Raw genomic sequence first — 24122 nt, 5'->3', positions numbered from 1 at the left:
GCATTTTTCGCCCGGTTTAGCTTACTCATTATCGTGTTGCCCAACTCACATCGGACAAGTTCCAGCTGCTTAATGAAGGCTCATGACGCGATGGATGACTTTTGTTTCTAATTCGGACACCTGATGATCGTCTCTTTCCCGCGGCCGCTTGATGGTTACGTTGAGGTCCATTGCGATTTTGCCCTTTTCTAGCAGTAAGACCCGGTCTGCCAAAGAGATAGCCTCAGATACATCATGGGTGACAAGAAATGCGGTAAATTGATGTTCTTTCCAAAGATTTAAAATTAATTGGTGCATTTCTAGTCGGGTAAAGGCATCCAGCGCCCCTAATGGTTCGTCTAATAATAGCAGCTGCGGCTTGCTAATGAGGGCCCGGGCCAGGGAGACCCGCTGCTTTTGCCCGCCTGACAAGACGTGCGGCCATTCATTTTCCCGGCCTTTCAGCCCGACTTGTTCAAGCATGGCTGTTGCTTGTTGTTTCTTTTCCAACTTGGATAAGGATCCTTTGTCTTTTAAGCCAATCTCGACATTTTCCACAACGGTTAACCATGGTAAAAGCCTGGATTCCTGGAACATGACCCGTACCTCAGGATTGATTCCTTTTATCGTTTGGTTATTGAGGTTGATTTCCCCTGTCGTCGGCTCATCAAGCCCTGCTAATAAGCGAAGGAAGGTACTTTTTCCACAGCCGCTGCGCCCCACAATCGAAATAAATTCACCTTGTTGTACCGATAAGTCCAGCTGCTCTAACACCTGAACACTGCCAAATGATTTCGAAATCTTCGACACCTGGAGACCTGCTCTTTGTTCCATTTCTTTCACCTCTTTTTTGCATAGCTTGGATGCCATTTTAACGTTTTTTCTTCGATAAACTTGGCTAAGACATCTGCCAGTTTTCCAAGTAAGGCATAAATAATAATACTTAATATGATGACATCTGTTTTCATAAATTCACGCGCGTTCATCGCCATGTAGCCAATTCCAGAATCCGAAGCAATCGTTTCCGCCACAATTAATGTTAACCACATTAGTCCTAAGGCATAACGAAGACCAACGAAAATGGATGGGAGTGCCCCCGGCAGGATGATTTTTCGAAAAAGCTCCCAAGAACTAAGGCCGTACACTCTTCCCATTTCAATTAAACCGCGGTCCACCGTACGAATGCCATGGTAGGTGTTCACATAAATGGGAAATAACACCCCGAGCGAGACCAAGAAGATTTTGGCCGTCTCACCAATGCCTAACCCAATAATAACCAGCGGTATTAAGGCCAAATGGGGGACATTCCGAATCATTTGAATCGTTGAATCAAAGAATTTACCTGCGAATGGGAACAATCCATTGATTAGCCCAAGGATGAAGCCAATGCCTCCTCCTATGAGTAGACCGACAAGAGCACGGTACGTACTAATTCCTAAATGGTAGAATAGGATGCCGGATTGAATCAGTTCAATTCCCGTTTGCACAATGACAGTAGGTGCCGGGAACAAACGGGAAGGAATCCATTCATTACTAGAAGTAATTTGCCATAAAATAATAAGAGATAGCGGTAGAATCCAAGGCAGTATCCCTTCAATTCTCGTATTATTCTTCTTTATCATTTCTATCACCTATTTAAGACTTTCTGGGAACCATTTTGGATCTTTCGTGATCATATCTGAAACGGAAATCTCTTTTTCTATTAGACCCTCTTGTAAAAATGTATCAGCGATGTCTTGCTGTTCTGCTGCCACGTCATCGGTAATTTCTTGTACTCCGTATGTTCTGCGGTCCACTGTTTTTTGTAGCGCTTCTACTGGAATGCCAAGGGCATCCGCCAGCATTTTGGCAAGTTCTGTCTTATTATTATTTGCCCATTCATCTGATTTGTTCAATTCTTCTAAAATAGTTTTTAATACGTCACTATGATTCTTTGAAAAATCTTCTGATGCAAAATAATAGGTTCTGTTGTTGGTAAACCCCGTTCCATCCAGTAAGATCTTTGGACTGATATCCTTTTCTAATACGGCTAGGAAGGGATCCCAAAACCCTAACGCATCGACACGTTTTGATTCGAATGCTGCTCTGCCTTCAGATGCGTCTTTCACATAGGCAAATTCAACATCTTTCGTCGTGAGACCCTCTTTTTGCAAAGCCTTCATTAACAAATAGTGTGAATTCCAGCCCTTCCCGATGGCGATCTTTTTCCCCTTCAAATCAGCAGCTGTTTTGATTTTTGAGTCTTTTTGGACAATAATTGCTAGACCCTCTGGATTTGGATGTTCAGAAGCCACATACACTAACGGCATCCCTGATGCTTGTGCAAAAACAGCATTGGCATCTGCCGCATGACCAAAGTCAATATTGTTGGTGTTTAAGGCTTCAAGTAAGGCGCCGCCAGTGGCAAGCTCAACCCACTCAATTTTGATATTTTGTTTTTCTAAGGCTTTATCTAAATTTCCTCGTGATTTAAGGATATGTAGAGCATTCCCTTTTTGAAATCCTATTTTAACCGTTTCAACGGTATTAGAGGACTTTGTTTCTTCTTTCTTCGTCCCTGATGCGGAATTTGTCTTTGCATTACATGCTGCAAGTGCAAAGAGCATGAATATTCCTAGTAATACAACTAACCCCTTTTTCATTGTTACTTCCCCCTGTTTTTTAAATTAGAAAATTTTAACTATCCCAAAAATTATAAATTATTACAATCCTTTAAGTCAAATGAGTTTAATCGGTTTTATGCAGTAAATCTTTATCCATTCAGTGGATTAATGTTGACAATATAGGTGGGAATTATTAAAATTTAAAAAAATAAGAAAATTTAATTTTTACTGAAAGTGAGTGAATGAATTGACGAATCAACTGAAGAATACTCAACTGAGCTATGGGCAGAAGGATGCGCCGATCAAGGTGGAAGTGTTCTTGAATTTAACCTGTCCGTATTGCGCGACATTTTTTGGGATGGCCGAAGATGTTTTACAGGAGTACATAGAGAATGGGCAAATAGAATATATTGTGAAACATTATGACAAGCCTAGAGAGATGCTGTTGAACGGGACGTTAATCAATCTTTTCCTAGATTACGAGAATCCTGCACGTGTAAGAGAAATCCTAAAAGAGTTATTTGCCACCCAAGGACAATGGGATCAATTGACCAATCAAGAGATTAAACAGCTATTAGAAGAAAAATATCAATTAAAAGAAGAACCACAAAATACAGAAATTAGCTTAGGCGTAACCGCAGAGGCAATCCAAAGAGGGGTAAAAATGGTGCCGACTGTTTTTATCAACAACAAAGAATATCAATATCCTAAAGAAATTACCGCAGATGAACTAAAAGCAGAAATCGAAGCCGTGCTTGTGTGAGGGTGCATGGGGACGGTTCTCATGCGTCAATTTGCAAAGCGAAAATTTAGAGCAAAAGAACCGTCCCCATGTATTATCTTGTTACTTATTCTTTGCTTCATGGTAAAGAGCAACAATAATATCAATGTTATTATCTATAAAGTTCAGCCGTTCTCTTGAAACCTGTGACCACTCGCTTGATAAATGGCTTGCTGAGAGGATATGTCTAATACTAAATGTATAGGTGTGATGCAATTCTGAAATCACATAGCTAATGCCAGCAAGATGTTCCTTGCTCACAATGTTTTCTATATCCTGTTTTAACCACTCTGGTGCCACCGTAACGGATTTCTTTAACAGTTGTTCATATTCTTCATTAAACATGACTTCTCCTCCACATATAAGTTTTCATCATTTTTTTAATCATACAGCATCTACGGTAAATCTGCTAATAATGTAGATATTAGAGATACAGGGTAATTTTCGTTAATCAAACGAGGAGCGTTTTGCAATAAGCAGGAACTCTTTTTCACTATCACTAAAGAGCCAGAATCGTTGAGAAATTGATATTATGTCACCAATTAATTTATACTTGAAGGGGAGTATTTGGAAGGAGTAGATTGATCATGGAAAAGATAGTACCATTCTTAATGTTTCAAGATGGCAAGGCAGAAGAAGCGATGAATTATTACACATCGCTGATTGAGGATTCTCAAATTACAAGTATTGTTCGATACGGGGCTAATGAATCTGGGGATGAGGGCACTGTCATGCAGGCTGCGTTTACCTTAAAAGGGCAAGAGTTTATGTGCATTGATAGTAATGTAAAACATCAGTTTTCTTTTACCCCATCGTTCTCCCTATTTGTTACGTGTGATACGGAAGAAGAACTTGACCATCTCTTTCAGAAACTCAGTGAAGGCGGGCAAGTTCTTATGCCTTTGGGTCATTATGGTTTTAGTAAAAAGTTCGGTTGGTTAAATGACAGCTATGGAGTTTCGTGGCAATTGAATCTGCCAAACTAATTAAAACCCATCATAAAATACATAATTGTCCCGCTAACGAGCAAATAGAGATTCATCCTTAAACGTTTGTTAAATAATCTTATCTACTATTGTCTGCCATACAAATTATCATATTGTATGGTTTTTTTGTGCGTGTTATGATGATTCAAACTAGTTGGAATAGTGGGATAACTTACCTCAGAAAGGCGGTACCATTTTGTTAGAAAATAAAGCGTTAGACGCTCACTCCGCAAGGTTACAAAGCTATATAAGTTCTTCAGAAAAACAAAAATTATTATACAAACGTACCTTACTTGTTGTCAGTATTTCACAAATTTTAGGCGGGGCAGGGTTAGCAGCAGGCGTGACGGTAGGTGCACTTCTTGCACAGCAAATGCTTGGTACGGAGGCGTTTGCCGGACTTCCTTCGAGTTTACTTACTCTCGGGTCGGCCGGAGCGGCTTTGTTTGTTGGGAGACTTTCTCAACGCCACGGTCGTCGGATAGGTTTATCAGCGGGTTTTATGATAGGCGGGCTTGGAGCCATAGGGGTCATCATAGCAGCTATTATCAATAGTGTGATCTTGTTATTTGCTTCCCTGCTTGTTTATGGGGCAGGGTCAGCCACCAATTTACAAGCTCGTTATGCGGGTACAGACTTAGCGAATCGTAAACAGCGGGCGACTGCTATTAGTATTACGCTGGTTTTTACCACATTTGGTGCCGTTGCAGGTCCCAATTTAGTAAATGTGATGGGGAATTTCGCTTCTTCTATTGATATTCCATCACTTGCCGGTCCTTTCATTTTAGGAGCAGCAGCCTATATCTTAGCAGGTGCTGTCCTTTTCATTCTCCTTCGTCCAGATCCATTGGTTATAGCTAGAACAATTGAAGCGGCCAACCATGAACTTAGTGATAAAGGACATTCGACCACTACCGAACAAGTAGAAAACAAAAGAGGCATCATCGTGGGTGCGACAATTATGGTTCTTACCCAAATTGTCATGGTTGCTATTATGACCATGACGCCCGTTCATATGATGCATCATGGACATAGTTTGGGTGCAGTAGGTCTTGTGATTGGCTTTCATATCGGTGCCATGTATCTCCCTTCACTCGTGACAGGTGTCCTCGTTGATAAGCTGGGGCGTACGGTGATGGCGATTGCTTCTGGAACTACGTTACTTCTAGCAGGTTTACTATCTGCCTTGGCACCAGGGGATTCAATGGTTTTTATGGTCATTGCTCTTTCGTTACTTGGATTAGGCTGGAATTTTGGCTTGATCAGTGGGACAGCTCTAATTGTTGATTCAACTGAAACTGCCACACGGGCTAAAACTCAAGGTACAGTAGATGTTTTCATTGCATTGTCAGGAGCTGCTGGCGGAGCATTGTCGGGAGTGATTGTAGCCGGTACAAGTTATCCAACCTTATCACTTGTGGGAGGGATTCTATCCTTATTATTAGTCCCAGTGGTGATATGGTCTCGTGGAGGTAAAAAATAAGACAACTAGTTTTAGAAAGTATTTTTCAAGATTTTACGTGAAATAAATAGGGCGATTATTCAATGTGAGCAGTCGCCTTTTACTAAAGAGGGAAGCTGAATAAGAAAACCTGATAAAGATGTTCACAAGACAGAGGGGGCAGTACTGAATAACGGTAATGCTTTTACTTATTGAAGTAACGAGCAGATTAGTTGAAGGAAGAAACATATTAATCTGAGTCTTAAATGTATTTGTAAACGTATTATCTTTAAAAGGGGGAGTGTTGTAATGTCAAAAAATAATAACAAGACAATATCCATTGTTTTTTTAAGTTTAATGTTGTTAATGTCAGGATTTTTAATAGGAGCTTGCTCAAAGGCTGATGCAGAAGACACAAATAAACAAGCAATTAAAAAAGTTCTTGAGCATCAGTTTACGGGTCCCAATAAGGAGTTTATGGAACTAATATGGAATCCTAAATATAGGACTGTTGTGAATAATAAAGAAGAGAACAAAGAGTTTGACAAGTATGTAGCAGAGGTATACGGACCTTACTTTTCAGATTCTGGGCTCAGTTCCTTCATAGATACATTTGGTACTCAATACCCAACTTTTGCTTACTACACTGGTTATAAGTTAAGCTTTAAGGGTGTCACGGTTGAGCAAAGTGAGAAAATTCCATATCGTTATACCTTCATAGCAAAGGTCGGTTATCAGAAAAATGGAGACGAAGAAAAAACTGCAAATGTAGAAGGTGAAGTGATCTTCTCTACAAAAGAAGAAGGAAAAATCGGGCGATTCGAATACGGAGACGACGACGGTTTGTCGGATATATTGAGAAAATGAGCAATTGAACAATGACTTTGTTTTTCACGATCGGGTGCCTTAGTGTGAAAATCCAAAAAAGAGCTTAGAGACATTTTCATCACCTCATTAGAGGCATACTACCCTTTTTTCCAACTTTTATTCAAGAACTAGAGCCAGCAAGGCCTATTATATCAACGGTTCCATCCTTACCGTTCAATTCTTTACAAAATCCAATACCCCATTTCACGAACTGCCATATCAGTATTCGCCATTGATTTGAAAAAAAAAGGGGGTGTAACAGTTATGGATTATTTCAATCCCGAATTGTTACACCCCTTTACGTTCCATGTCCACAATCTTCGTTAATGATTAATCTTCTTCTCGTAACAGAAGGGCCTCCTTCGCCATCACCGCAAGTTCGATTCTTTCAAGGGTTTTGCAATAATTATTTACAATCTCTCCATTCAAATCGACTTCTGCATGAATATAATCGAGAACATGCCAATCCTCAAACCAATCTCCGCTCTTCGCATCTTCATGAGGGGTATTTGGCCAAGCGTATTTTAAAGGCGGGCTGTACAGCCGCTGGGCGCCCTTTCTCAACACGCAATTCTTGACCCGTCGTTTATAAAGGGAACGAGGGAAAGATTCATTTACATCATTAAACAAATCAGGCCAATAATCTTTCCGTGAGCCCGTATGAGGGTGTTCATGCGCCCACTTCAAAACCCCCGCCAGAATCTTTTCACGCTCAAAAAGGATGGAATACAATTTTTTTCCGAATAATATTCTTTCCTGGAGCGAGGTGAATTGCCGTGAGGTGGCGCCGATAAGTGAAGTTTTCTCCTTTCTTTCCTCTTCACAGTAGGGAAAAAGAATGTTATTGAGTCGCAAAAAATCATACATTTTGAAGCTGACTGTACCGGTTACGGTATTTTTGAAATGATTATTTTGAATCAATTTTTTTTCCAAATAGCTTTGTTCATTGATCACCGTCGCAATTGCCAATGTATAGCTATCCCCGCTGTACCAGAAATAACGCCACAACGTCTCCATGAAGGTAGAAGTGGACAAGTGAGGTAAAAGGTGGAACATTTCTTGACTGCACCTCACACTTAGGTCATAAACCAAAAATTGGGGATACACATCTTGAAAAATCAACCAGCTGCCGCGTTCTAAAAAGGAAAAAAAAGCTTTCTGATCTCTTTCAGGCAGAAGCTTTGTCAGCAATTCCCCTTTTAAATCAGTCATGTTCCAACCAACGTTTCGCGATACCATATGTCCGAGAAGGGCCCAATGTATTTCAGGGTGCTTAAGGTAAAACTGAAAATAAGCTCGCGTCCGTTCTACATTGTTTTGGTTAAGTTGTCTCGTCTGTCCTCTTATTAGGTAAATATATTGTTTATCTTTTTCTGATAAAGAGGGCAGCAGGCCGGAGGATTTCTTTTTCATTTTTTTTTTCAATTCTTTTTTTACATCTGAGAAAGAGTCCAGCAAAAACGGCATCACCCTTTATCAAAGTTTCTGTTGACTGTCTCGGTCTCCCATCAAAGATGCATATTCATATTGCTTACGGAATATGAATACAAAGAAGAATTTCGGGGGAGAGGATGGGTAATATGAGGCATCGGGTATATATGGAGATGAACAGAATCGCGAATCAGTTTGCCGAGGACCAATCAGCGGACGGCGCCTGGCATTATCCATTCGAGACCGGGGTTGCAACAGACTGTAGTATGATTATCTTATTACGGACATTGGAGATAAATGACGAGGAGTTCATAAAAGAATTGGTGAAACGTATCGCTGGAAAACAGCAGGAAGATGGGTCATGGAAGCTATTTCATGATGAGGAAAAAGGGAATCTGACAGCAACGGTGGAAGCCTATTATGCCCTTCTTTATTCTGGTTACCGGGACCTGAAGGACCGGGAAATTCAGGCGGCAAGAAGGTTTATTATGGAAGGCGGAGGGGCAGCGGAAGTTCATATGTTTTTGAAAATCATGTTGGCCGTAACAGGACAATGTGCGTGGCCTCACTTCCCCATTAATATTGAAGTGATGCTTTTACCAGACTCCTTTCCCATCAACCTTTTTGACCTCTCCGTGTACGGAAGGGCGAACATTATCCCTTTTTTGATTCTCGCCAATACGAATTTTCGTAAGAGAACGCCTCGATCGCCCAATCTCTCCGATTTGTTTCAAAAAAAAGAAGTTCGTTTTTTTACAGAGGATGAAGCAGAAGAGGCCCGTTCGGTGATCAAATCGATTAAACAGGGGATTAAGGGTCTGAAATCCCATGTAAATCTTCGCGAATTGGCATTATATCGTGCCGAAAAATATATGCTGGACCGAATCGAACCGGACGGCACCTATTTAAATTATTTCAGCACGACTTCTCTGATGATTTTTGCCTTATTGGCGAGGGGGTATCCAACTACACATCCGGTGATTACACGTGCGGTGCAAGGTTTAAAAGCGATGACCTGCCGGATTGACGGGGAACTTCACTGCCAGTACACGACGGCTTCGGTCTGGAATACGACTTTAATCAATTATGCTCTGCAAGAATCCGGGGTTCCCTATTCATCCAACACGATTCAAAAGGCAAATGATTACATTCTCTCCCGTCAGCATCTCAAATACGGGGATTGGGTCATTCATGAGCCGAGCCTGTTACCGGGAGGCTGGGGGTTTGCGGACTTGAACACGATCCACCCAGATATTGATGATACAACAGCTGCACTGAGGGCGATACGTACTTTGGCCAAAGAGCAAGTGGAATGCCGGCAAGCATGGGATCGTGGAATAAACTGGCTCATTTCCATGCAGAACAATGATGGCGGTTGGGCGGCATTTGAAAAGAATGTGAACAAGAAAGTGTTGAACTTGTTACCGATAGAGGGTGGAAGAGATTTATTGATTGACCCGTCGACGGTTGATTTAACGGGAAGGACTTTAGAATTCTTCGGAAACTATACCGATTTGGATCAACACCATCCTATGGTGAAACGTGGGATCCGTTGGCTGTTGCGGCATCAAAATTCGGATGGTTCCTGGGTGGGGCGATGGGGCGTGTATATTTATGGCACATGGGCGGCTGTAACGGGAATGGTGGCGGTTGGGGTTTCCACGAATCACCCAGCTATTCAAAAGGCTCTAACTTGGTTGCGGGAAATTCAAAATCCTGACGGTGGGTGGGGAGAATCTTGTAAAAGTGATATCAAAAATTGTTATGTGCCGCTCTGCGAAAGTACCCGCACTCATACCGCCTGGGCCCTTGACACACTCATCTCGGCTGCAACTGAAGTTACACCTGAAATTGAAAACGGTGCAGCTTTTTTAGTGGATAGGAAAGAAAAAGATTGGACGACGACCTATCCAAAAGGAAGGGGAATGGCAGGTTCCTTTTATCTCAACTATCATTGCTATGAATATGTTTTTCCATTGATTACCCTGGCCCATTATCAAAAATTAGCTGGTGGGCAGCTCCTAACAGATTTGTCACACAAAGATGTTAACTAAGGAGTTGTCTATCAAAACTCTCTTGCGTGACCTTTAGCATACTTTTAGATCTTGTCACATAAAATGAACAAACCAAAACAGACGCTAAAATGAAATCTACCCAACGGAAAGGAGGCAGACAAAAGGTGCTAGGGGCTCTCTATCAATTTTTGGATCTTAAAACATTAATTTGGCTGTTTCCCATCATTTTTATTTTCCATGACTTAGAAGAGATTATAACCATTGAATCTTCCATGGCTGCAAATAGAGACAACCTTCCGAAAACAAACTTCGTCAAACAAACATTAAAAATGAGGGAAAAACTAGGATCGACGGCTGCCCAGCTCGCTGTTTCGGCTACATGGATCTTACTGTTTATCTCATTCACTGCATTGATGACCGCCCATTTTTCATCTAACGGTGGGGGCTTTCTTTTATTTACAGCCATTCTCAATTTATTTGTTTTGCAGGCATTCATGCATATTGTTCAAACCATCATGTTCAGGAGCTACACACCTGGCATCATAACTTCACTGTTCCTCCTTATCCCTTACTGCTTCCTTACCTATTATTTTTTAGCCGAAGATGGGCAGATGAACTGGCATTTGATATTCACCAGTCTTCCGATTAGTATGATCATGATCCTGATTTTTCTGGTTGGCAATCTTTTAGGCCGGTATTTTATTCGATAACCAATCGTTATTCCTGTACCCAGCAGCTATGTGGGTCAAGCTGTATGGGCAAAAATTTTTGTCAACCACTATCATTTTGCATGGGAGGGATGGAATGAAGATCGTTATTGCGGGTGGTTCCGGATTTATAGGACAGAAATTGACTGATCTACTTATAAGAGCAGGACATAAAATTATTATCTTAACAAGGAAAGCAAAAAAGAATTCAGGCAATGTTCGTTATGTACGATGGCTTGAAGAAGGAACTTCTCCTGAAGATGATCTTAGAGATTCCGATGTATTTATTAATTTAGCAGGGGTTTCCATAAATAATGGAAGATGGAATACCAACCATAAGAAACAAATTTATAATAGTCGGATGGCAGCAACAGATGAATTATTACGAATAATATCCCTATTACCTAGTAAACCAGCCGTATTCATCAATGCCAGTGCGATTGGCATTTATCCCACGTCAAGAAATGCTATATATACGGAAGATTCGTTAGAAACATCAAATGATTTTCTAGGTCAGACTGTATATGACTGGGAAAACAAAGCCAAACAAGTTGAAACATATGGTACCCGAACAGCGCTTATGAGATTCGGTGTTGTGCTTGGTAAGGAAGGTGGAGCACTTCCCCTAATGGTGCTGCCATATAGATTGTTAGCTGGTGGTAAAGTGGGTACGGGGGAACAATGGGTATCATGGGTTCATGTGACAGATGTTGCCCGAGCAATAGAATTTGTCATGAATCATCCCAATTTACGAGGACCAGTAAATGTCACAGCTCCCAATCCAGTTCGTATGGGGTACTTTGGTAAAACGATTAGTTCTGTTTTACATCGCCCACATTGGTTACCTGTTCCTTCCTTTGTTATGATATTAATTCTAGGACAAAAAAGTAAACTTGTTCTTGAGGGTCAACATGTTGTTCCGAAAGTGTTAAGTGAAAATGGTTTTACATTCATGTTCCCAACACTCCACTCAGCCTTAAAAGATTTACTTACAAAATAAAAGGAATAAACGTACAAGCCATCGCCTAGACTTTATTAAAGATGTCCAAACCCTTGATATATATGGCTTTGGACATTTTTTTATTAAACCATATTTTGCGTTAAGAAGGATTAACGCTTATTTTTTTGTGACTTCTTTAACATTGGAGGGGTATTAATAATTTGAGATTGTGAAGTAGTGTACATAAAGTAAAGTAGCAGGTTAGTTTAATGACAGAACTTGAAAATTGTCTTACTTCATATCCTAAAAAACTTTCTAATTAAAAAGGTGCATCACTATTGTGAATGCACCACAATGTAATAGCTAATCCCAGATACGAATTCTTGGAACGCCTGCTGTTCTTAAATAATCCAATAATTGACCAGTATGAACTGATTCATGATAGGCAACACGTAAAAGCATGTCACCCAAATCTCTTATGTACCCTGAATCAGAGCGGTCAATCTTTATATTTGCCAAGTCTTCTTCAGTAAAGGACTTGATTGTATCTATGAATTCATTTCGAAATGGTTCTGCAAATTCCAATTCTGCTCTTACAGAAGTGAATTTTCTATTTTCGAAAGGGGAGTCGAAAACAGATAAACTCCCTCTCTTTTTAATTGCCAGGTGGTAATAATGTTCGCTTTCCAATACGTGTCTAATCATTTCTATGCAATTCATTGCTTCTTCATCTGGCTTCCATTGGAGTTTTTCTTTAGGAATAGATGTCCAAACCTTAATGCTTCTTCTTCTAACTTCATTAAAGTTCAAAATAATTAAATCAATTGAGTTCAAAATAATTCCTCCTTCGATAGGCATATCATAATTATACACGAATGTACGTTCGTTCCAATATAAAAGAGGGAGATTTTACATATATTTTTGAAACAATTTATTTAACTTGCTTATTCAACTATCGACGGCGTTGATCCAAAAAGGATTAACGCTTCTATTAGAGGATAAAGGCAATGTTGATGGGGAAAGGAGGTTTCTTTTTAGCATTACCAATGTTGGAAAGAAGAAGGCAACATTACAATTTCCTAAACTTGGTTAGAATACAATTTGACGATAACAAACTTAGATAACAAAGAAATACCTTCTAGCGAAATAATAATGAAACACTTAGATTTAATCGAAAACAACAAAGACGGTAGAATATTGGTGTTAGAACATACAAGCAATCGGGACATCCGCTCTTTATCCTGCCGGAATAGGGATGGTTCGAACGTATATTAGCAAAAATCAAAATAGAGTAATCGCTACATTAGCTGTATTTGCCATCACTTCAGCAGCATTTGGACCAACGATAAGTGGATTATTAATTCAGAATGGCGGATGGCCTATTATCTTTTATGTTAACTTTCCCGTTATCATTACGTCCGCGATCCTTGCTTTAAAATATATCCCCAAAGACATAAAGTATGAGGAAAAAACATTCCAATGGGATGTGATCGGGATTATTTTGTTTGCTTCACTCATGTCTTGTTGGATGATTTTTTTACAATCATTAAAAAGTGGGTTCAATATCGGGACTTTCATTCTAGCAATTCTGATTACCTTTATATTTTATTACTATGAAAAAAAGAGAAAAGAGCCATTTATCAATGTTGGTTTTTTAACCAAAAATTTAAATATCTCCTTCATTTATGTTCAATATATTTTAGCAACCCTTGTTTTTTTCTCCATGCTTCTTTTTATGCCTACTTATTTGCAAAATGTACTCATGCTTAACTCCAAAACAGCAGGAATGATGATGCTTTCTCTTTCTGTCTTTGCCATGATGATGACGCCCATTGCAACCCGTTGGATAGAAGGAATCGGATTCAAAACGCCATTACTATTCGGGGCCATAGTTGGGATCGCAGGTGTTGGTCTACTTCTAACTTTTAATAGAACGTCCTCTTTAGTCTGGTTGTTGATAATATTAGCGATTATTGGAGTAAGTAATGGGGTACTTAGCATAGGAACACAAAACCTTCTTTACTCTATTGTTATGACAGAACAAAGTGGAATTGCTTCAGGTTTACTGATGACTTCTAGATTTATAGGGAACATCCTTGCCTCTAGTTTATACGGTGTGATGTTTGCATCTGGAATAAATGATGTGAATAAAAATTCAATGACCTTCATCTTATTAATCGTATCAGTTATTATGATTCCAGGAATCGTATTCATTACAAAGAGAAAAGCTTTAAGGAGTACCTGACTCAATTCTAGAGCGGAAGAACGTCCCCGTGCATCATACTGAAATAAGAAGGGAACCTTAGGACAGTAAAGTTGTCCTTTAGTACATTATGGAGGTTTGATAAAGTTGACTAATAGTGGAGATTCCCAAAACCAAAACTATGTTTGGCAGGATGTTTTAAAAACAGTAAAGAAGTTGGATCCTCATAAACTAGAAATTGTGAAAGCTACTTTACCGGCTGTGCAGGAGCATGGTGAAGCGATTACCAAACGGTTCTATCAACGTTTATTTGAGAGTCATCCGGAATTACAAAATGTCTTTAATATGACTCACCAAAAAACGGGACATCAACCGAGAGCTTTGGCAAATGCTGTCTATGCGGCAGCAGCTAATATAGAGGATATGAGTGCGATTATGCCTGCGTTGGAACGAATCGGGCAAAAACACCGAAGTATGCAAATCAAACCGGAACAATATCCGATTGTGGGAGAAAATCTGCTGAGAGCTATTAAGGAAATACTTGGAGATGCTGCCACCGATGAGGTCATTGATGCCTGGGCAGACGCTTATGAAGTAATTGCAGATGTGTTCATTCGTATGGAAGATAAATTATACAAAACAGCAGAAACGCAGCCAGGTGGTTGGGCTGGATTTAAAGATTTTATGATTGAACGCAAAGTAGAGGAAAGTGACGTTATTACCTCCTTTTATCTCTATCCAAAGGATGGACAGGGATTACCTCGCTTTATTCCTGGTCAATATATCACGATCCACATCAACATACCTGAGGAAAAATATATCCATCAGCGTCAGTACAGTTTATCTGACCGGCCAGGTACAGGCTATTTCCGGATTAGTGTGAAACGTGAGGACCCGAGGGATGAAGGCTTTGCTCCTGGCGTCGTGTCGAACGATCTACATAGGCTTTTTAATGAAGGAGATATACTGCCTGTTTCTGCTCCAGCTGGCGATTTCTATCTGGATATGAAGAGCGATTCTCCCGTTGTGCTCATTAGCGGCGGCGTTGGACTAACTCCATTAATGAGTATGTTGAATACGATTGTTCATGAACAATCGGACAGAAAAGTAACCTTTATCCATGCTGCCATGAATAGTAAAGTCCATGCTTTTAGGGAACATGTTGAAAACACCGCTGCCAAACATGAAAATGTAACCTCTTATGTCATTTATGAGAAACCAACCGATGAAGACAGACGAGCCAATAACTTCGATAAAGAAGGCTACATTACGTTAGAATGGCTGCAGGAAACCCTTCCTTCTAAAGAGGCTCAGTTCTACTTCTGCGGTCCAGAACCTTTTATGAAAGCCGTTAATAACGCCTTACTACAATGGGGCGTTCCATCTGAAGATATTCATTACGAATTCTTTGGAGCTTTTGGTGACTTAGAAAGCAAGTAGAGCATGGGGACGGTTCTTCTGCACCATTTTTTGCTTTGAACTCCATTTCAACTAAAGTTCATCCACCCATTTGGGTGGGTTTTTTAATGGAATAACTACTGAAATAAACCGACCACCCAAACAATCAGATACATCGGAACAGCTACAATAATCATTCCAGCAAGTAAATAGCCAATCGACCTTATTATAAGTCTAAAAATATCAGATACAGCTCCTACTAAATCATCAATAAATCTCAACAACAAAAACCCCTCCCAAAAAACGTGATAAATATATTTTAACATTATTTTCCTTTTAGAGCATAGAGCATGAATACGGTATTGAACCGGACTCATGCCAGTTTTACAATTCTTTCCTAAACCTCTTGCATTAAAAGTGTATTAAGCATATAATACAATCAAACGGGTGTATTATACACTTAATACAGGTGAGCAATGGTTTTTCGACCCTTTTTTTGCCATCAGTGTATTAACTGCGTAATACAGTAAAAATTTTTAGGAGTTGGGTCTATGGACGTGAAGTTTAACAATAGGGATCCGGTTTATGTTCAGGTGATTCGGCACTTTAAGGGACAAATTGCCACTCGGTCTTTTGAACCGGGCCAAGAGATTCCATCGCGAAGAGAACTTGCGAATCAGCTGAAGATTAATCCAAATACGGCGCAGCGTGCTTATAAAGAAATGGAGGAACAGGGATTGATTTTTACGGAGGGAAATTTGCCAAGCCGCATTACCAAGGATGAGCAAGTGTTGAAAAGGGTCCGAGAGGAATTGATTTTAGAGGCAGTCGATGCTTTCGTTCAATCCGTCCGGTCCATCAATGTCCCATTACACGAAGCATTGGATTTCGTGAAGAACGAATACGAGCGGGAAAGTCAGGAATAGGGGGGATTTAGGTGATTGAAGTAAAAAATGTAACCAAGAAATTTGGACGGAAGACCGTGTTAAATGGGGTGTCCTTTACGGCAGAAAAAGGAAAAATTACATGTTTAATTGGCATTAATGGGGTTGGGAAGACAACAATTATGAAAGCAATTATGGCCTTGACCCCGATTAATAGCGGTGAAATATTAATTAACGGAGAAAAAATTCATAAAGGAAGTTATGAAAAAATCACCTTTATCCCGGATGCGATTACGATGCTTCCGCAAATGAAAATCGGCGATGCGTTTTTGTTTATGGCTGACTTTTACGACAGTTGGAATCAGGACAGAGCCAGTGAACTGCTCCAATTTTTCAAACTAAAAGAAACTGATCGGATTTCGGAACTGTCAAAGGGCAACACCGCCAAAGTAAATTTGTTGCTCGGGTTAGCGCTGGATGTGGATTATATCCTAATGGACGAACCTTTCTCTGGAATCGATATTTTTAGCCGGGAGCAGATTGCTGAGGTATTTACAAGTCACCTCATCGAGAATCGCGGGGTCATTATCACGACACATGAAATCAATGATATTGAACATCTCATTGATAAGGTTGTGCTGCTCGATCACGGGGTTGTGATAAAAGAATTTAATACCGAAGAAGTAAGAGAGAAGGAAGGAAAATCCGTCATTGATGTAATGAGAGAGGTGTATACGGGATGAATCGTTTTTTGAAGCTTGTCAGTTTTGAGTTTAATCGCTTTTGGAAACTCTTTGTTGTATTAATGGGAGTGACGGTTCTTTCCCAAATCATGGGCGTGATTGTAGAATCGCGAAAATATATCAGTCAATCCAATCAAATGATCTATAAAGAACTCATGTCGAAGAATGAATATCTCGAACAATTTGGTACCCTGTCGTTTTCTTCTGTTGCGGAGACACTTTGGTTTATCGCGCCGATTGGGCTTTGTTTGGTTGTTTTACTGATTTATGTCTTTTTTATTTGGTATCGTGATTGGTTGGGGAAAAATACCTTCATTTATCGTTTGTTGATGCTGCCGACGGCCCGGCTTCATGTTTATTTAGCCAAGGCAGCCACGATTTTACTCTATACGGTCGGTCTTGTGGCCTTGCAGCTGGTTTTATTCCCGATTGAAAATCGTATTTTGAAAATGATGGTTCCGCAGGAGTTTCGGACAGACCTTTCCGTGTATGAAATCATTAAGATTCCCGATTTTCAGATTTTATTTCCGAATACTTTTACGGAATTTGTTCTTTATTATGGTGGTGGAATTACGGCCGTAATGATTGTATTTACAGCCATATTGTTTGAACGTTCTTATCGTCTCAAAGGGGTGTTTTATGGCCTTCTCTATAGTGCTGCGTCCGTATTCATCTTTTTACTGCCATTATTAGTGAATACTTTTATTCTAAACAATTATTTCTATCCCCTAGAGGTATTCCTTATGGAACTCGGAACTGGGATATTGGTTTTGGCTGGTGCCATTTGGACAGGAAATTTCCTCATTCAGAAAAAAGTAAGGGTTTAAGGGGGCACATACATGAAACGATATTGGAAAATCATCACGCTTAGTATCGTAACGGTACTAATTATTGGCACCTTTTATATACAATCAAGTTTGGCTGCCGTACAGAAAACAACGATTGAATTGGAAAAAGTAAGTGGGAATGAAGAGGAAGTCAATGATGTACTCCTATACGGTGACTATATGGTAGGTAACTTGAATCAATCTTTACAAATCACAAATAAGGAAACGATCAATCAAACGAACCAATCGTTGATTCAAAGATTAACCAGGGCTAGCAACGTACCCATATTTAAAAAATTGATTAAACAAAATCGAAGCTTTATGCGTGGGAAGGAAGTAAATCCTAATGCCTTTTATGAAGATGAAAAACTAGTAGCCTATGCAAACATAAAGGACCCGGACACTTTACATGCAGCTATTGATATAGACATTTTAACTAAAAAATCAAAAGAGACGACTTCTTTTCAGCTCGATGTGCCCAAAAAGGAAACATACGGTTGGATGGATGTGGTGGATGTCCAAGTCATTGATGGGGACATCAATGTGATCACTAGGGGGTTTCGGACAAAGGGTGGAAGCGAACTGAACGTCTACACCATTAACATCGCTGCACAAATGTACGTCAAGAATGAAAAGATTTATACAGCTCCTCCGGTAGAGAATGGTGGGGTAGACCTCTTCGTTATGAATGATGATAATTCTATTCAATCGGAAAAATATCTTTTATTAAAAGTGGATGTTTATGGTGAGCAACCAGCCCAAGATCATGGTGAAATGGGATCAGAGGATGGGCCGCAAGTAGTCACAAGTGAAGTCATGGTGTACGAGTTAGAAACAAATCAGTTGGAGAAAATAGAAGTGCCTGATGAAATGTTAGGATCCATTAACAATTTTGCTGCTATCAGTCAGTCTTCCATTTATATTCCATCCCATACGGAAAAGGGGATAGAAGTGAATACGTATGATATCGAAAATCAGAAATGGGGCAAAAAACTGACCGTTGATATGGTGATGGGTAAAGATGGAGAGAGTACTCCCTATATGAAACTAATAAATGATAGATTATATATTATTCAAGCAACACCAACCGGGCACACCATCCAGGTTCGCAATCTAAAAACAGGAAAATCCTTATATGAAGGAAAACTAAAAGTAAAAAATACAAATCAGGGACAAAAGGATTATCAGCTCTTCATTAATGAAATTGAAAAAATTCAGTGATAATGAACTGGGGGACTGCAGTTAAAAATCCGTGCCCAGAACTAAGGCACAACGAGCACTATTCGCTAGTTGTGCCTTTTTGCGCATAAAACTTCCGATTGTCCCCTATGAGATCCGTCCCTGTGGATTTGAATGAATTTATAGAGTAAGATTTTAAATTAGGAGGAATCTCAGGAAATCTACCACTAACGAAAAATAACCATTAATTGAATGGGAGTGATACGATTATGCCAAAAGTGTCAGATGAGCATAAGGAACTCCGGATTCAACAAATACTGCTAGCAGCCTCAGAGGTCTTCAAACGAAAAGGGTACGAACAGACAACCCTGAAGGACATTGTTGAGGAAGCAGGGATGAGCCGGGGTTGGATTTATTTATATTTTAAGGATAAAATAACGATTTTTTTTGCTTTAATAGATTATTTAGACTCACAGCAAGAGAAGCGGATCACAGCGCTGCTAAAAGAAAATAATGATTCCGCATGGGGTGTACTGCAAAGATTTTTGAAGGAGACCACCCAATCCATTGATAATCTAGAAGACAGCATAGTGCCAGCCATTTATGAATTTTGGACAACTGGGTGGAGGGATCATCAAGTGCGTGAATTCTTCGTGACGCGCTATACCCGTGTGACAGGGCTATTTATGAAATTAATTCTTAATGGTGTGGATGGAGGGGAATTCCAACCAAACCAGTCAGTGGACGAAATCGTAAAGTATATGATATCTGGAATAGACGGAATTATGCTGCATAGTTTGGCGTTTGGAGCACAGCAAATTAATGCGGAGCAGCAAATGAACCAATTGAAGAAACAGTTAATGGAAATGGTTTTTGTGAAATTAGAGAAATAATGGAAAAACATGTTGCAAAATGAACCACCTGTCATTTAAAATAAATGACAGGTGGTTCATTTATTTTCCAGGGTGGTTGGAATAGTTAGTCAGTTAACGGCCGTTTCGATATTCGTCCTTACTCTGTTTTCTATTATCTTGTTTGTGGGATGGATCGTTTTCTTTATAAAGAAAGAAGGAATCTCTGTTAAGCCGATTGTATTCGGGGCGATTCGTTCAGCAAAAAAATAATAAAGGGTGTTGAAAATGATGAATAAAGAGATTGAAGTGGTGATACAAGGACAATTTCCGTTAGCTGCGACAGTAACGATCCCAAAAGGAAGCAGTGAAAAATTTCCTTTAGTTGTAATGGTACATGGAAGTGGACCCATCGATCGAGATTCGAATGCTAAAGGAATGCCTATGAATATTTTTAAGGAATTAAGTGATCTAGCGGCTGCAGAAGGGTTTGCGAGTATTCGTTATGATAAAAGGGGAGTAGGAGCGAGTAAGGGGGACTACTATGAAATGGGCGTGTACGATTTAATCGACGATGCTCAAGCTGTCGTAGAATTTGCTAAAAACCATCCAAACATAGACTCTGAAAATGTGATTTTACTAGGACACAGTGAAGGATGTATTATCGCGCCATTCGTCTATGAAAAAGTCCCAGTAGACGGAATGATTCTGCTTGCCGGAATAGCTGAACCTTTAACAGAAACCATGAAATGGCAGCGTGAGGAAATAATGAAGGATTTACGATCAGTCAAAGGATTCCAAGGCTGGCTGCTTCGATTACTAAAGGTAGATGAAAAATTCACAAAAATGAATGATGATTTAGTAAAGGCGCTGCAAGCATCGGATAAGCCGGTTATAAAGTATAAAGGAAAAAAAATTAACGCTAAATGGAACCGGGAGACAGTACAATTTGACGTATCAAAACCGTTACAAAAGGTCACTTGTCCTGTTTTAGCTATTACGGGAACAAAGGATGTCAACGTAAAGATCAGCGATTTAGAAAAAATTAAAGCACTTGTTCCAGGCGAATGTGAAACCCATATTATTCAAGATATGACTCATATGCTTCGTAAAACAGATGTTGAATACACCATGAGCAAAATCATGAATCATAATAAAAAGTCACTTAAACAACCTATTGATTCGGAATTAAAAGATAAACTTATTGTTTGGTTAAGGAACTGGAAGAATAGACAGGGGGTTGTTTTATGACTTGGTTTACCAACTGGGCGTTACGGAACAAGGCGGCATTAGCTTTCTCTGTAATGGCCTCAATGATTTTTGGTATTTTTAGTTACACCACTATCCCAATGGAGCTGATGCCATCTGCTGATCAGCCTTACGTGACCATTTCAGTGGTTGCAAACGGGATGGATGCAGTAAGCATGGATGAACAGGTCACACAGCCAATTGAACAGGCATTGGCCGGCGTCAAAGGAAAACAAAATGTAGCAGCACAAACAGGAAATAACTTTACTCAGATGACCGTCACCTTTGATTCTGGCATGAATGTGAAAGAGGCAAAACAGCAAATTCAAGAAAGAATTTCAATGGTTAATCTTCCAAATGGCGTCATGAAGCCATACATAATCAACCTCAACACATCTGAAATTCCGATTGTAGAACTAGGTCTTACTTTTGATAAGGAAATTGGCAATAAAGAGCTAACCATCGTAGATAATGAGATTATCCCGATGTTCCAAGACCTCAAAGGAATCGGCAACGTCATCACAAACGGCGGGAGAAATCAACAAGTCATGATCAAAGTTGACCCTGCCAAATTGATGGAAGTAAATTTCCCACTTACAAAGCTTTATACACTTCTTCAAGGAAAAAATACCTCTGTTGCGGTGGGCGAACAAACGTTAAACAACGAAGCAACCAGCATTATCGTAACAGGAAAAATAGAATCTCTTGATGAACTCAAAAACATCGAGCTAAACGGTAACACCAAACTGCAGGATGTTGCAGAAGTTACCATGCAAAAAGATACCGACAGCATCACCCATTTGAACGGGAAGAATTTTATCGACGTTGTTATTCAGAAGGATTCCACCTCCAATGCCGTAACCCTTGGGAAACAAGTGGAAGACGCGGTAAAAAAAATCAACCATGACTACAAGGGAACGCTCCAAGCAACGATTGTGATGAATTTGGGGGATACAGTTCTCGATTCCATTAATTCAATGACTAGAGAAGTATTGACCGGAGCCTTATTTGCCACGCTCATTATCTGGTTATTCCTTCGCAGCCTCCGAATGACCCTGATTACGATTGTCAGCATTCCACTGTCTCTTTGTATCACCATGATTTTACTTTCCTTCTTTGGCGTTACCTTAAACATTCTCACACTCGGAGGAATTGCTGTATCGGTCGGACGGTTAGTTGACGACAGTATCGTGGTAGTTGAAAATATTTACCGAAGAAAGAAAAATAATGAACTAACCCCTAACTTTCTTGTAGAATCCGTAAAAGAAGTGGGAGCAGCCATCACATCATCTACCCTTACAACCGTGGCAGTATTCCTTCCAATGCTGATTGTTTCGGGAGGTTTACGAGATCTTGTTGCCCCGTTCGCGATTACGATTACTTGTTCACTATTATCTTCCCTGCTTGTTTCGCTGACAGTGGTACCAGCACTCAGCGCCCGCATGATGAAAAAGGTAAAGGTGAAAGAACACAAGGCAAATGCCTTCTACCCATCTGTGTTGAAATGGTCGCTTAATCATAAATGGCTTCCTATCATACTAGTAATTCTCGTAGTGGTTGGGTCTGTCGGGTTATTTGTGAGTATGCCTAAAGGGTCTGTCGACCAGAAGGATTCTGCCTATATAGCAATAGGACTCCGCTATCATAGTGGAACTCCATTTAGCGAAATGAAAGAGGGAATTTCGAAAATGGAGAGCCTTCTTTCAAATAAAGAAGGGGTAAAAACCCATATTGCCCTGGCTGGTATCAATGAGGAAGCGGCACAGTACGGCAATCTGCAAGATGCAAACGAAGTTCGATTTATGGTTTTTCCGAAAGAAGGGACCAATTCTGCCCAATTTGTGAAAGACATCCGAAAAACAAAAGAACAGTTTCCAGGTGCGGAGCTGACTGCTGACACAGCTGGTTTGTTGGGAACCAATAAAACGACTGTGTCAGTTGATGTCATAGGCAAGAATGAAGACGATATTAAAAAAGCATCTGATATCGTCAAGAAAGAAATAAGCACCATTGATGGTGTGCAAAAGGTAGAAAGCAATGATCAAAATACAAAGCCAACCGTTACGATTACGGTAAATTCAAAATTATCCAACGCACAGGAAATCGCCCAGTCCATCCATGCCATGATTAAGCCTGCTGCAATTGGCAGCATCAAAATAGATGGACGGTCCACTACCGTTAAATTGGGAGCATTAAAAGAAATCCAAACGGCGGATGATTTTAAGGATCTGCAACTTATGACCCCTGATGGGCCGGTTGCTTTATCAAGCATTGCTAAGATAGAAGAAAGTAAGCAGAAAGGAACCATCTATTCAAAAGAAAACCATCATTATCTTCAAGTAAGTGCTTCTGTTGATCCGGACAAAATGGTCGATGTGACTGGCAAGATTCAACAACAGATCGCTGCTTGGGATAAAAATCATATATTGGGAAAAGAAACAAGCGCCGAAATCACCGGTTCTGCTATGCAGTCCTCGGATGATTTAGTAGAATTGGGCAAGCTTGCCATGTTCTCAATTGGAATTGTGTTTATGATCTTGCTTGTTACTTTAAAGTCGTTCCGTGCCAGCATAGCCATTTTGATTTCCCTGCCGCTTGCTGCTATTGGTTCACTATTAGGATTGGTGATTACTCACTCCAGCATTAATATCTCTTCTGGTATCGGCATGCTGATGTTGGTTGGAATTGTTGTAACAAATGCCATTGTGCTGGTTGATCGTATCCGTCACAATGAGGATAAAATGAGTATTCGTGAAGCGATAATGGAAGCTGGAACTGTACGTCTACGGCCAATTCTTATGACAGCTCTTGCCACTGTATTTGCCATGCTTCCGCTTCTAATTACACATGAATCGGCGATGAGTTTAAATCTTGTTTCAAAGGGACTTGCAGTGGTCGTCATTTTTGGACTCATCGTGTCTACCCTGTTAACGCTGCTTGTCATTCCTACCTTTTATGAATTATTCCATTTCAGGAAGGCCAAAAAACAAAGGCTCCTTGATAACCAAGTAACAGGTACCGTAAGTCAATAAAATATTG

The 24122-nt window shown here is 40.0% G+C and carries 23 protein-coding genes; 16 read left to right on the top strand and 7 right to left on the bottom strand.

What is annotated here, in order from left to right; genetic code table 11:
- Positions 1-69 precede the first annotated feature (69 nt).
- From AC4E8C_RS21985 to AC4E8C_RS21975, 3 genes are read right to left on the bottom strand one after another with little or no spacing between them, the layout of a single operon-like run.
- Positions 70-813 carry an ABC transporter ATP-binding protein gene (locus AC4E8C_RS21985; protein ID WP_490208761.1) on the bottom strand — a complete coding sequence of 248 codons (744 nt, stop codon included), beginning with the start codon at positions 811-813 and terminating at the stop codon, positions 70-72.
- Positions 814-818: 5 nt separating this feature from the next.
- The gene (ssuC, locus tag AC4E8C_RS21980; protein ID WP_490208760.1) at positions 819-1601 is read right to left on the bottom strand and encodes an aliphatic sulfonate ABC transporter permease SsuC; all 783 of its coding nucleotides are present in this window, start codon (positions 1599-1601) and stop codon (positions 819-821) included.
- Positions 1602-1610: 9 nt separating this feature from the next.
- Positions 1611-2621, bottom strand: coding sequence for a sulfonate ABC transporter substrate-binding protein (locus AC4E8C_RS21975; protein WP_490208759.1), 1011 nt, complete (start codon positions 2619-2621; stop codon positions 1611-1613).
- A gap of 208 nt (positions 2622-2829) precedes the next feature.
- Between AC4E8C_RS21975 and AC4E8C_RS21970 the strand changes: the two genes are divergently transcribed.
- Positions 2830-3345 carry a thioredoxin domain-containing protein gene (locus AC4E8C_RS21970; protein WP_490208758.1) on the top strand — a complete coding sequence of 172 codons (516 nt, stop codon included), beginning with the start codon at positions 2830-2832 and terminating at the stop codon, positions 3343-3345.
- 81 nt (positions 3346-3426) lie between these two features.
- On the opposite strand, the gene AC4E8C_RS21965 is transcribed toward AC4E8C_RS21970, so the two are convergent.
- Positions 3427-3708, bottom strand: a complete 282-nt coding sequence (locus AC4E8C_RS21965; protein WP_490208757.1) for a hypothetical protein — start codon at positions 3706-3708, stop codon at positions 3427-3429.
- A 242-nt stretch (positions 3709-3950) separates the two neighbouring features.
- Between AC4E8C_RS21965 and AC4E8C_RS21960 the strand changes: the two genes are divergently transcribed.
- The 3 genes from AC4E8C_RS21960 to AC4E8C_RS21950 all read left to right on the top strand — a co-directional run bounded on the left by AC4E8C_RS21960 (position 3951) and on the right by AC4E8C_RS21950 (position 6657).
- Entirely contained in the window at positions 3951-4349 is a 399-nt protein-coding gene (locus tag AC4E8C_RS21960; RefSeq protein ID WP_490208756.1) for a VOC family protein, read from the top strand.
- Between the two features lie 196 nt (positions 4350-4545).
- On the top strand, positions 4546-5832 hold the full coding sequence (locus tag AC4E8C_RS21955; protein ID WP_490208755.1) for an MFS transporter: 1287 nt from the start codon (positions 4546-4548) through the stop codon (positions 5830-5832).
- Between the two features lie 267 nt (positions 5833-6099).
- Positions 6100-6657 carry a hypothetical protein gene (locus tag AC4E8C_RS21950; protein ID WP_490208754.1) on the top strand — a complete coding sequence of 186 codons (558 nt, stop codon included), beginning with the start codon at positions 6100-6102 and terminating at the stop codon, positions 6655-6657.
- A 330-nt stretch (positions 6658-6987) separates the two neighbouring features.
- Here the strand turns inward: AC4E8C_RS21950 and AC4E8C_RS21945 are convergent, their stop codons facing one another.
- Positions 6988-8124: a DUF2515 family protein gene (locus tag AC4E8C_RS21945; protein ID WP_490208753.1), complete on the bottom strand. Its 1137-nt coding sequence runs from the start codon at positions 8122-8124 to the stop codon at positions 6988-6990.
- A 113-nt stretch (positions 8125-8237) separates the two neighbouring features.
- On the opposite strand from AC4E8C_RS21945, the gene shc reads away from it, so the two are divergent.
- The 3 genes from shc to AC4E8C_RS21930 all read left to right on the top strand — a co-directional run bounded on the left by shc (position 8238) and on the right by AC4E8C_RS21930 (position 11810).
- A complete protein-coding gene (shc, locus tag AC4E8C_RS21940) occupies positions 8238-10142 on the top strand; it encodes a squalene--hopene cyclase (protein WP_490208752.1) in 1905 nt (634 codons plus the stop codon).
- An 89-nt stretch (positions 10143-10231) separates the two neighbouring features.
- Positions 10232-10813 (top strand): HXXEE domain-containing protein, encoded by a 582-nt coding sequence (locus AC4E8C_RS21935; protein ID WP_490208751.1) that lies wholly within the window; start codon positions 10232-10234, stop codon positions 10811-10813.
- Positions 10814-10907: 94 nt separating this feature from the next.
- On the top strand, positions 10908-11810 hold the full coding sequence (locus AC4E8C_RS21930; protein WP_490208750.1) for a TIGR01777 family oxidoreductase: 903 nt from the start codon (positions 10908-10910) through the stop codon (positions 11808-11810).
- 303 nt (positions 11811-12113) lie between these two features.
- Here the strand turns inward: AC4E8C_RS21930 and AC4E8C_RS21925 are convergent, their stop codons facing one another.
- On the bottom strand, positions 12114-12584 hold the full coding sequence (locus tag AC4E8C_RS21925) for a DinB family protein (protein WP_490208749.1): 471 nt from the start codon (positions 12582-12584) through the stop codon (positions 12114-12116).
- 376 nt (positions 12585-12960) lie between these two features.
- Here AC4E8C_RS21925 and AC4E8C_RS21920 point away from each other — a divergent pair, with 376 nt between their 5' ends.
- Both AC4E8C_RS21920 and hmpA read left to right on the top strand, forming a co-directional pair.
- Positions 12961-13995 carry an MFS transporter gene (locus AC4E8C_RS21920; RefSeq protein WP_490212628.1) on the top strand — a complete coding sequence of 345 codons (1035 nt, stop codon included), beginning with the start codon at positions 12961-12963 and terminating at the stop codon, positions 13993-13995.
- Positions 13996-14100: 105 nt separating this feature from the next.
- Entirely contained in the window at positions 14101-15393 is a 1293-nt protein-coding gene (hmpA, locus tag AC4E8C_RS21915; RefSeq protein WP_490208748.1) for an NO-inducible flavohemoprotein, read from the top strand.
- A 95-nt stretch (positions 15394-15488) separates the two neighbouring features.
- On the opposite strand, the gene AC4E8C_RS21910 is transcribed toward hmpA, so the two are convergent.
- Positions 15489-15635: a hypothetical protein gene (locus tag AC4E8C_RS21910; protein WP_490208747.1), complete on the bottom strand. Its 147-nt coding sequence runs from the start codon at positions 15633-15635 to the stop codon at positions 15489-15491.
- Positions 15636-15902: 267 nt separating this feature from the next.
- Between AC4E8C_RS21910 and AC4E8C_RS21905 the strand changes: the two genes are divergently transcribed.
- The 7 genes from AC4E8C_RS21905 to AC4E8C_RS21875 all read left to right on the top strand — a co-directional run bounded on the left by AC4E8C_RS21905 (position 15903) and on the right by AC4E8C_RS21875 (position 24115).
- A complete protein-coding gene (locus AC4E8C_RS21905; protein ID WP_490208746.1) occupies positions 15903-16277 on the top strand; it encodes a GntR family transcriptional regulator in 375 nt (124 codons plus the stop codon).
- Positions 16278-16288: 11 nt separating this feature from the next.
- A complete protein-coding gene (locus AC4E8C_RS21900) occupies positions 16289-16978 on the top strand; it encodes an ABC transporter ATP-binding protein (RefSeq protein WP_490208745.1) in 690 nt (229 codons plus the stop codon).
- Entirely contained in the window at positions 16975-17805 is an 831-nt protein-coding gene (locus AC4E8C_RS21895) for a hypothetical protein (RefSeq protein ID WP_490208744.1), read from the top strand. The genes AC4E8C_RS21900 and AC4E8C_RS21895 overlap by 4 nt, the downstream gene beginning before the upstream one ends.
- 12 nt (positions 17806-17817) lie before the next feature.
- The gene (locus AC4E8C_RS21890; RefSeq protein WP_490208743.1) at positions 17818-19026 is read left to right on the top strand and encodes a hypothetical protein; all 1209 of its coding nucleotides are present in this window, start codon (positions 17818-17820) and stop codon (positions 19024-19026) included.
- A gap of 227 nt (positions 19027-19253) precedes the next feature.
- Positions 19254-19877: a TetR/AcrR family transcriptional regulator gene (locus AC4E8C_RS21885; RefSeq protein ID WP_490208742.1), complete on the top strand. Its 624-nt coding sequence runs from the start codon at positions 19254-19256 to the stop codon at positions 19875-19877.
- Positions 19878-20123: 246 nt separating this feature from the next.
- On the top strand, positions 20124-21086 hold the full coding sequence (locus tag AC4E8C_RS21880; RefSeq protein WP_490208741.1) for an alpha/beta hydrolase family protein: 963 nt from the start codon (positions 20124-20126) through the stop codon (positions 21084-21086).
- Positions 21083-24115: an efflux RND transporter permease subunit gene (locus AC4E8C_RS21875; protein ID WP_490208740.1), complete on the top strand. Its 3033-nt coding sequence runs from the start codon at positions 21083-21085 to the stop codon at positions 24113-24115. Before AC4E8C_RS21880 ends, AC4E8C_RS21875 begins: the two co-directional genes overlap by 4 nt.
- Positions 24116-24122 lie beyond the last annotated feature (7 nt).

Source organism: Neobacillus sp. SRL179 (genome assembly GCF_984799095.1).
The sequence above is the reverse complement of the archived record's forward strand: the minus strand, read 5'-3'. Positions and strand labels throughout refer to the sequence as shown.

Bases quoted from the DNA above. Each gene is read 5' to 3' on its own strand.
- AC4E8C_RS21985 (WP_490208761.1), bottom strand. From the start codon at position 813: ATGGAACAAAGAGCAGGTCTCCAGGTGTCGAAGATTTCGAAATCATTT.
- ssuC (WP_490208760.1), bottom strand. From the start codon at position 1,601: ATGATAAAGAAGAATAATACGAGAATTGAAGGGATACTGCCTTGGATT.
- AC4E8C_RS21975 (WP_490208759.1), bottom strand. From the start codon at position 2,621: ATGAAAAAGGGGTTAGTTGTATTACTAGGAATATTCATGCTCTTTGCA.
- AC4E8C_RS21965 (WP_490208757.1), bottom strand. From the start codon at position 3,708: ATGTTTAATGAAGAATATGAACAACTGTTAAAGAAATCCGTTACGGTG.
- AC4E8C_RS21960 (WP_490208756.1), top strand. From the start codon at position 3,951: ATGGAAAAGATAGTACCATTCTTAATGTTTCAAGATGGCAAGGCAGAA.
- AC4E8C_RS21950 (WP_490208754.1), top strand. From the start codon at position 6,100: ATGTCAAAAAATAATAACAAGACAATATCCATTGTTTTTTTAAGTTTA.
- AC4E8C_RS21945 (WP_490208753.1), bottom strand. From the start codon at position 8,124: ATGCCGTTTTTGCTGGACTCTTTCTCAGATGTAAAAAAAGAATTGAAA.
- shc (WP_490208752.1), top strand. From the start codon at position 8,238: ATGAGGCATCGGGTATATATGGAGATGAACAGAATCGCGAATCAGTTT.
- AC4E8C_RS21935 (WP_490208751.1), top strand. From the start codon at position 10,232: ATGAAATCTACCCAACGGAAAGGAGGCAGACAAAAGGTGCTAGGGGCT.
- AC4E8C_RS21930 (WP_490208750.1), top strand. From the start codon at position 10,908: ATGAAGATCGTTATTGCGGGTGGTTCCGGATTTATAGGACAGAAATTG.
- AC4E8C_RS21905 (WP_490208746.1), top strand. From the start codon at position 15,903: ATGGACGTGAAGTTTAACAATAGGGATCCGGTTTATGTTCAGGTGATT.
- AC4E8C_RS21895 (WP_490208744.1), top strand. From the start codon at position 16,975: ATGAATCGTTTTTTGAAGCTTGTCAGTTTTGAGTTTAATCGCTTTTGG.
- AC4E8C_RS21890 (WP_490208743.1), top strand. From the start codon at position 17,818: ATGAAACGATATTGGAAAATCATCACGCTTAGTATCGTAACGGTACTA.
- AC4E8C_RS21885 (WP_490208742.1), top strand. From the start codon at position 19,254: ATGCCAAAAGTGTCAGATGAGCATAAGGAACTCCGGATTCAACAAATA.
- AC4E8C_RS21880 (WP_490208741.1), top strand. From the start codon at position 20,124: ATGATGAATAAAGAGATTGAAGTGGTGATACAAGGACAATTTCCGTTA.
- AC4E8C_RS21875 (WP_490208740.1), top strand. From the start codon at position 21,083: ATGACTTGGTTTACCAACTGGGCGTTACGGAACAAGGCGGCATTAGCT.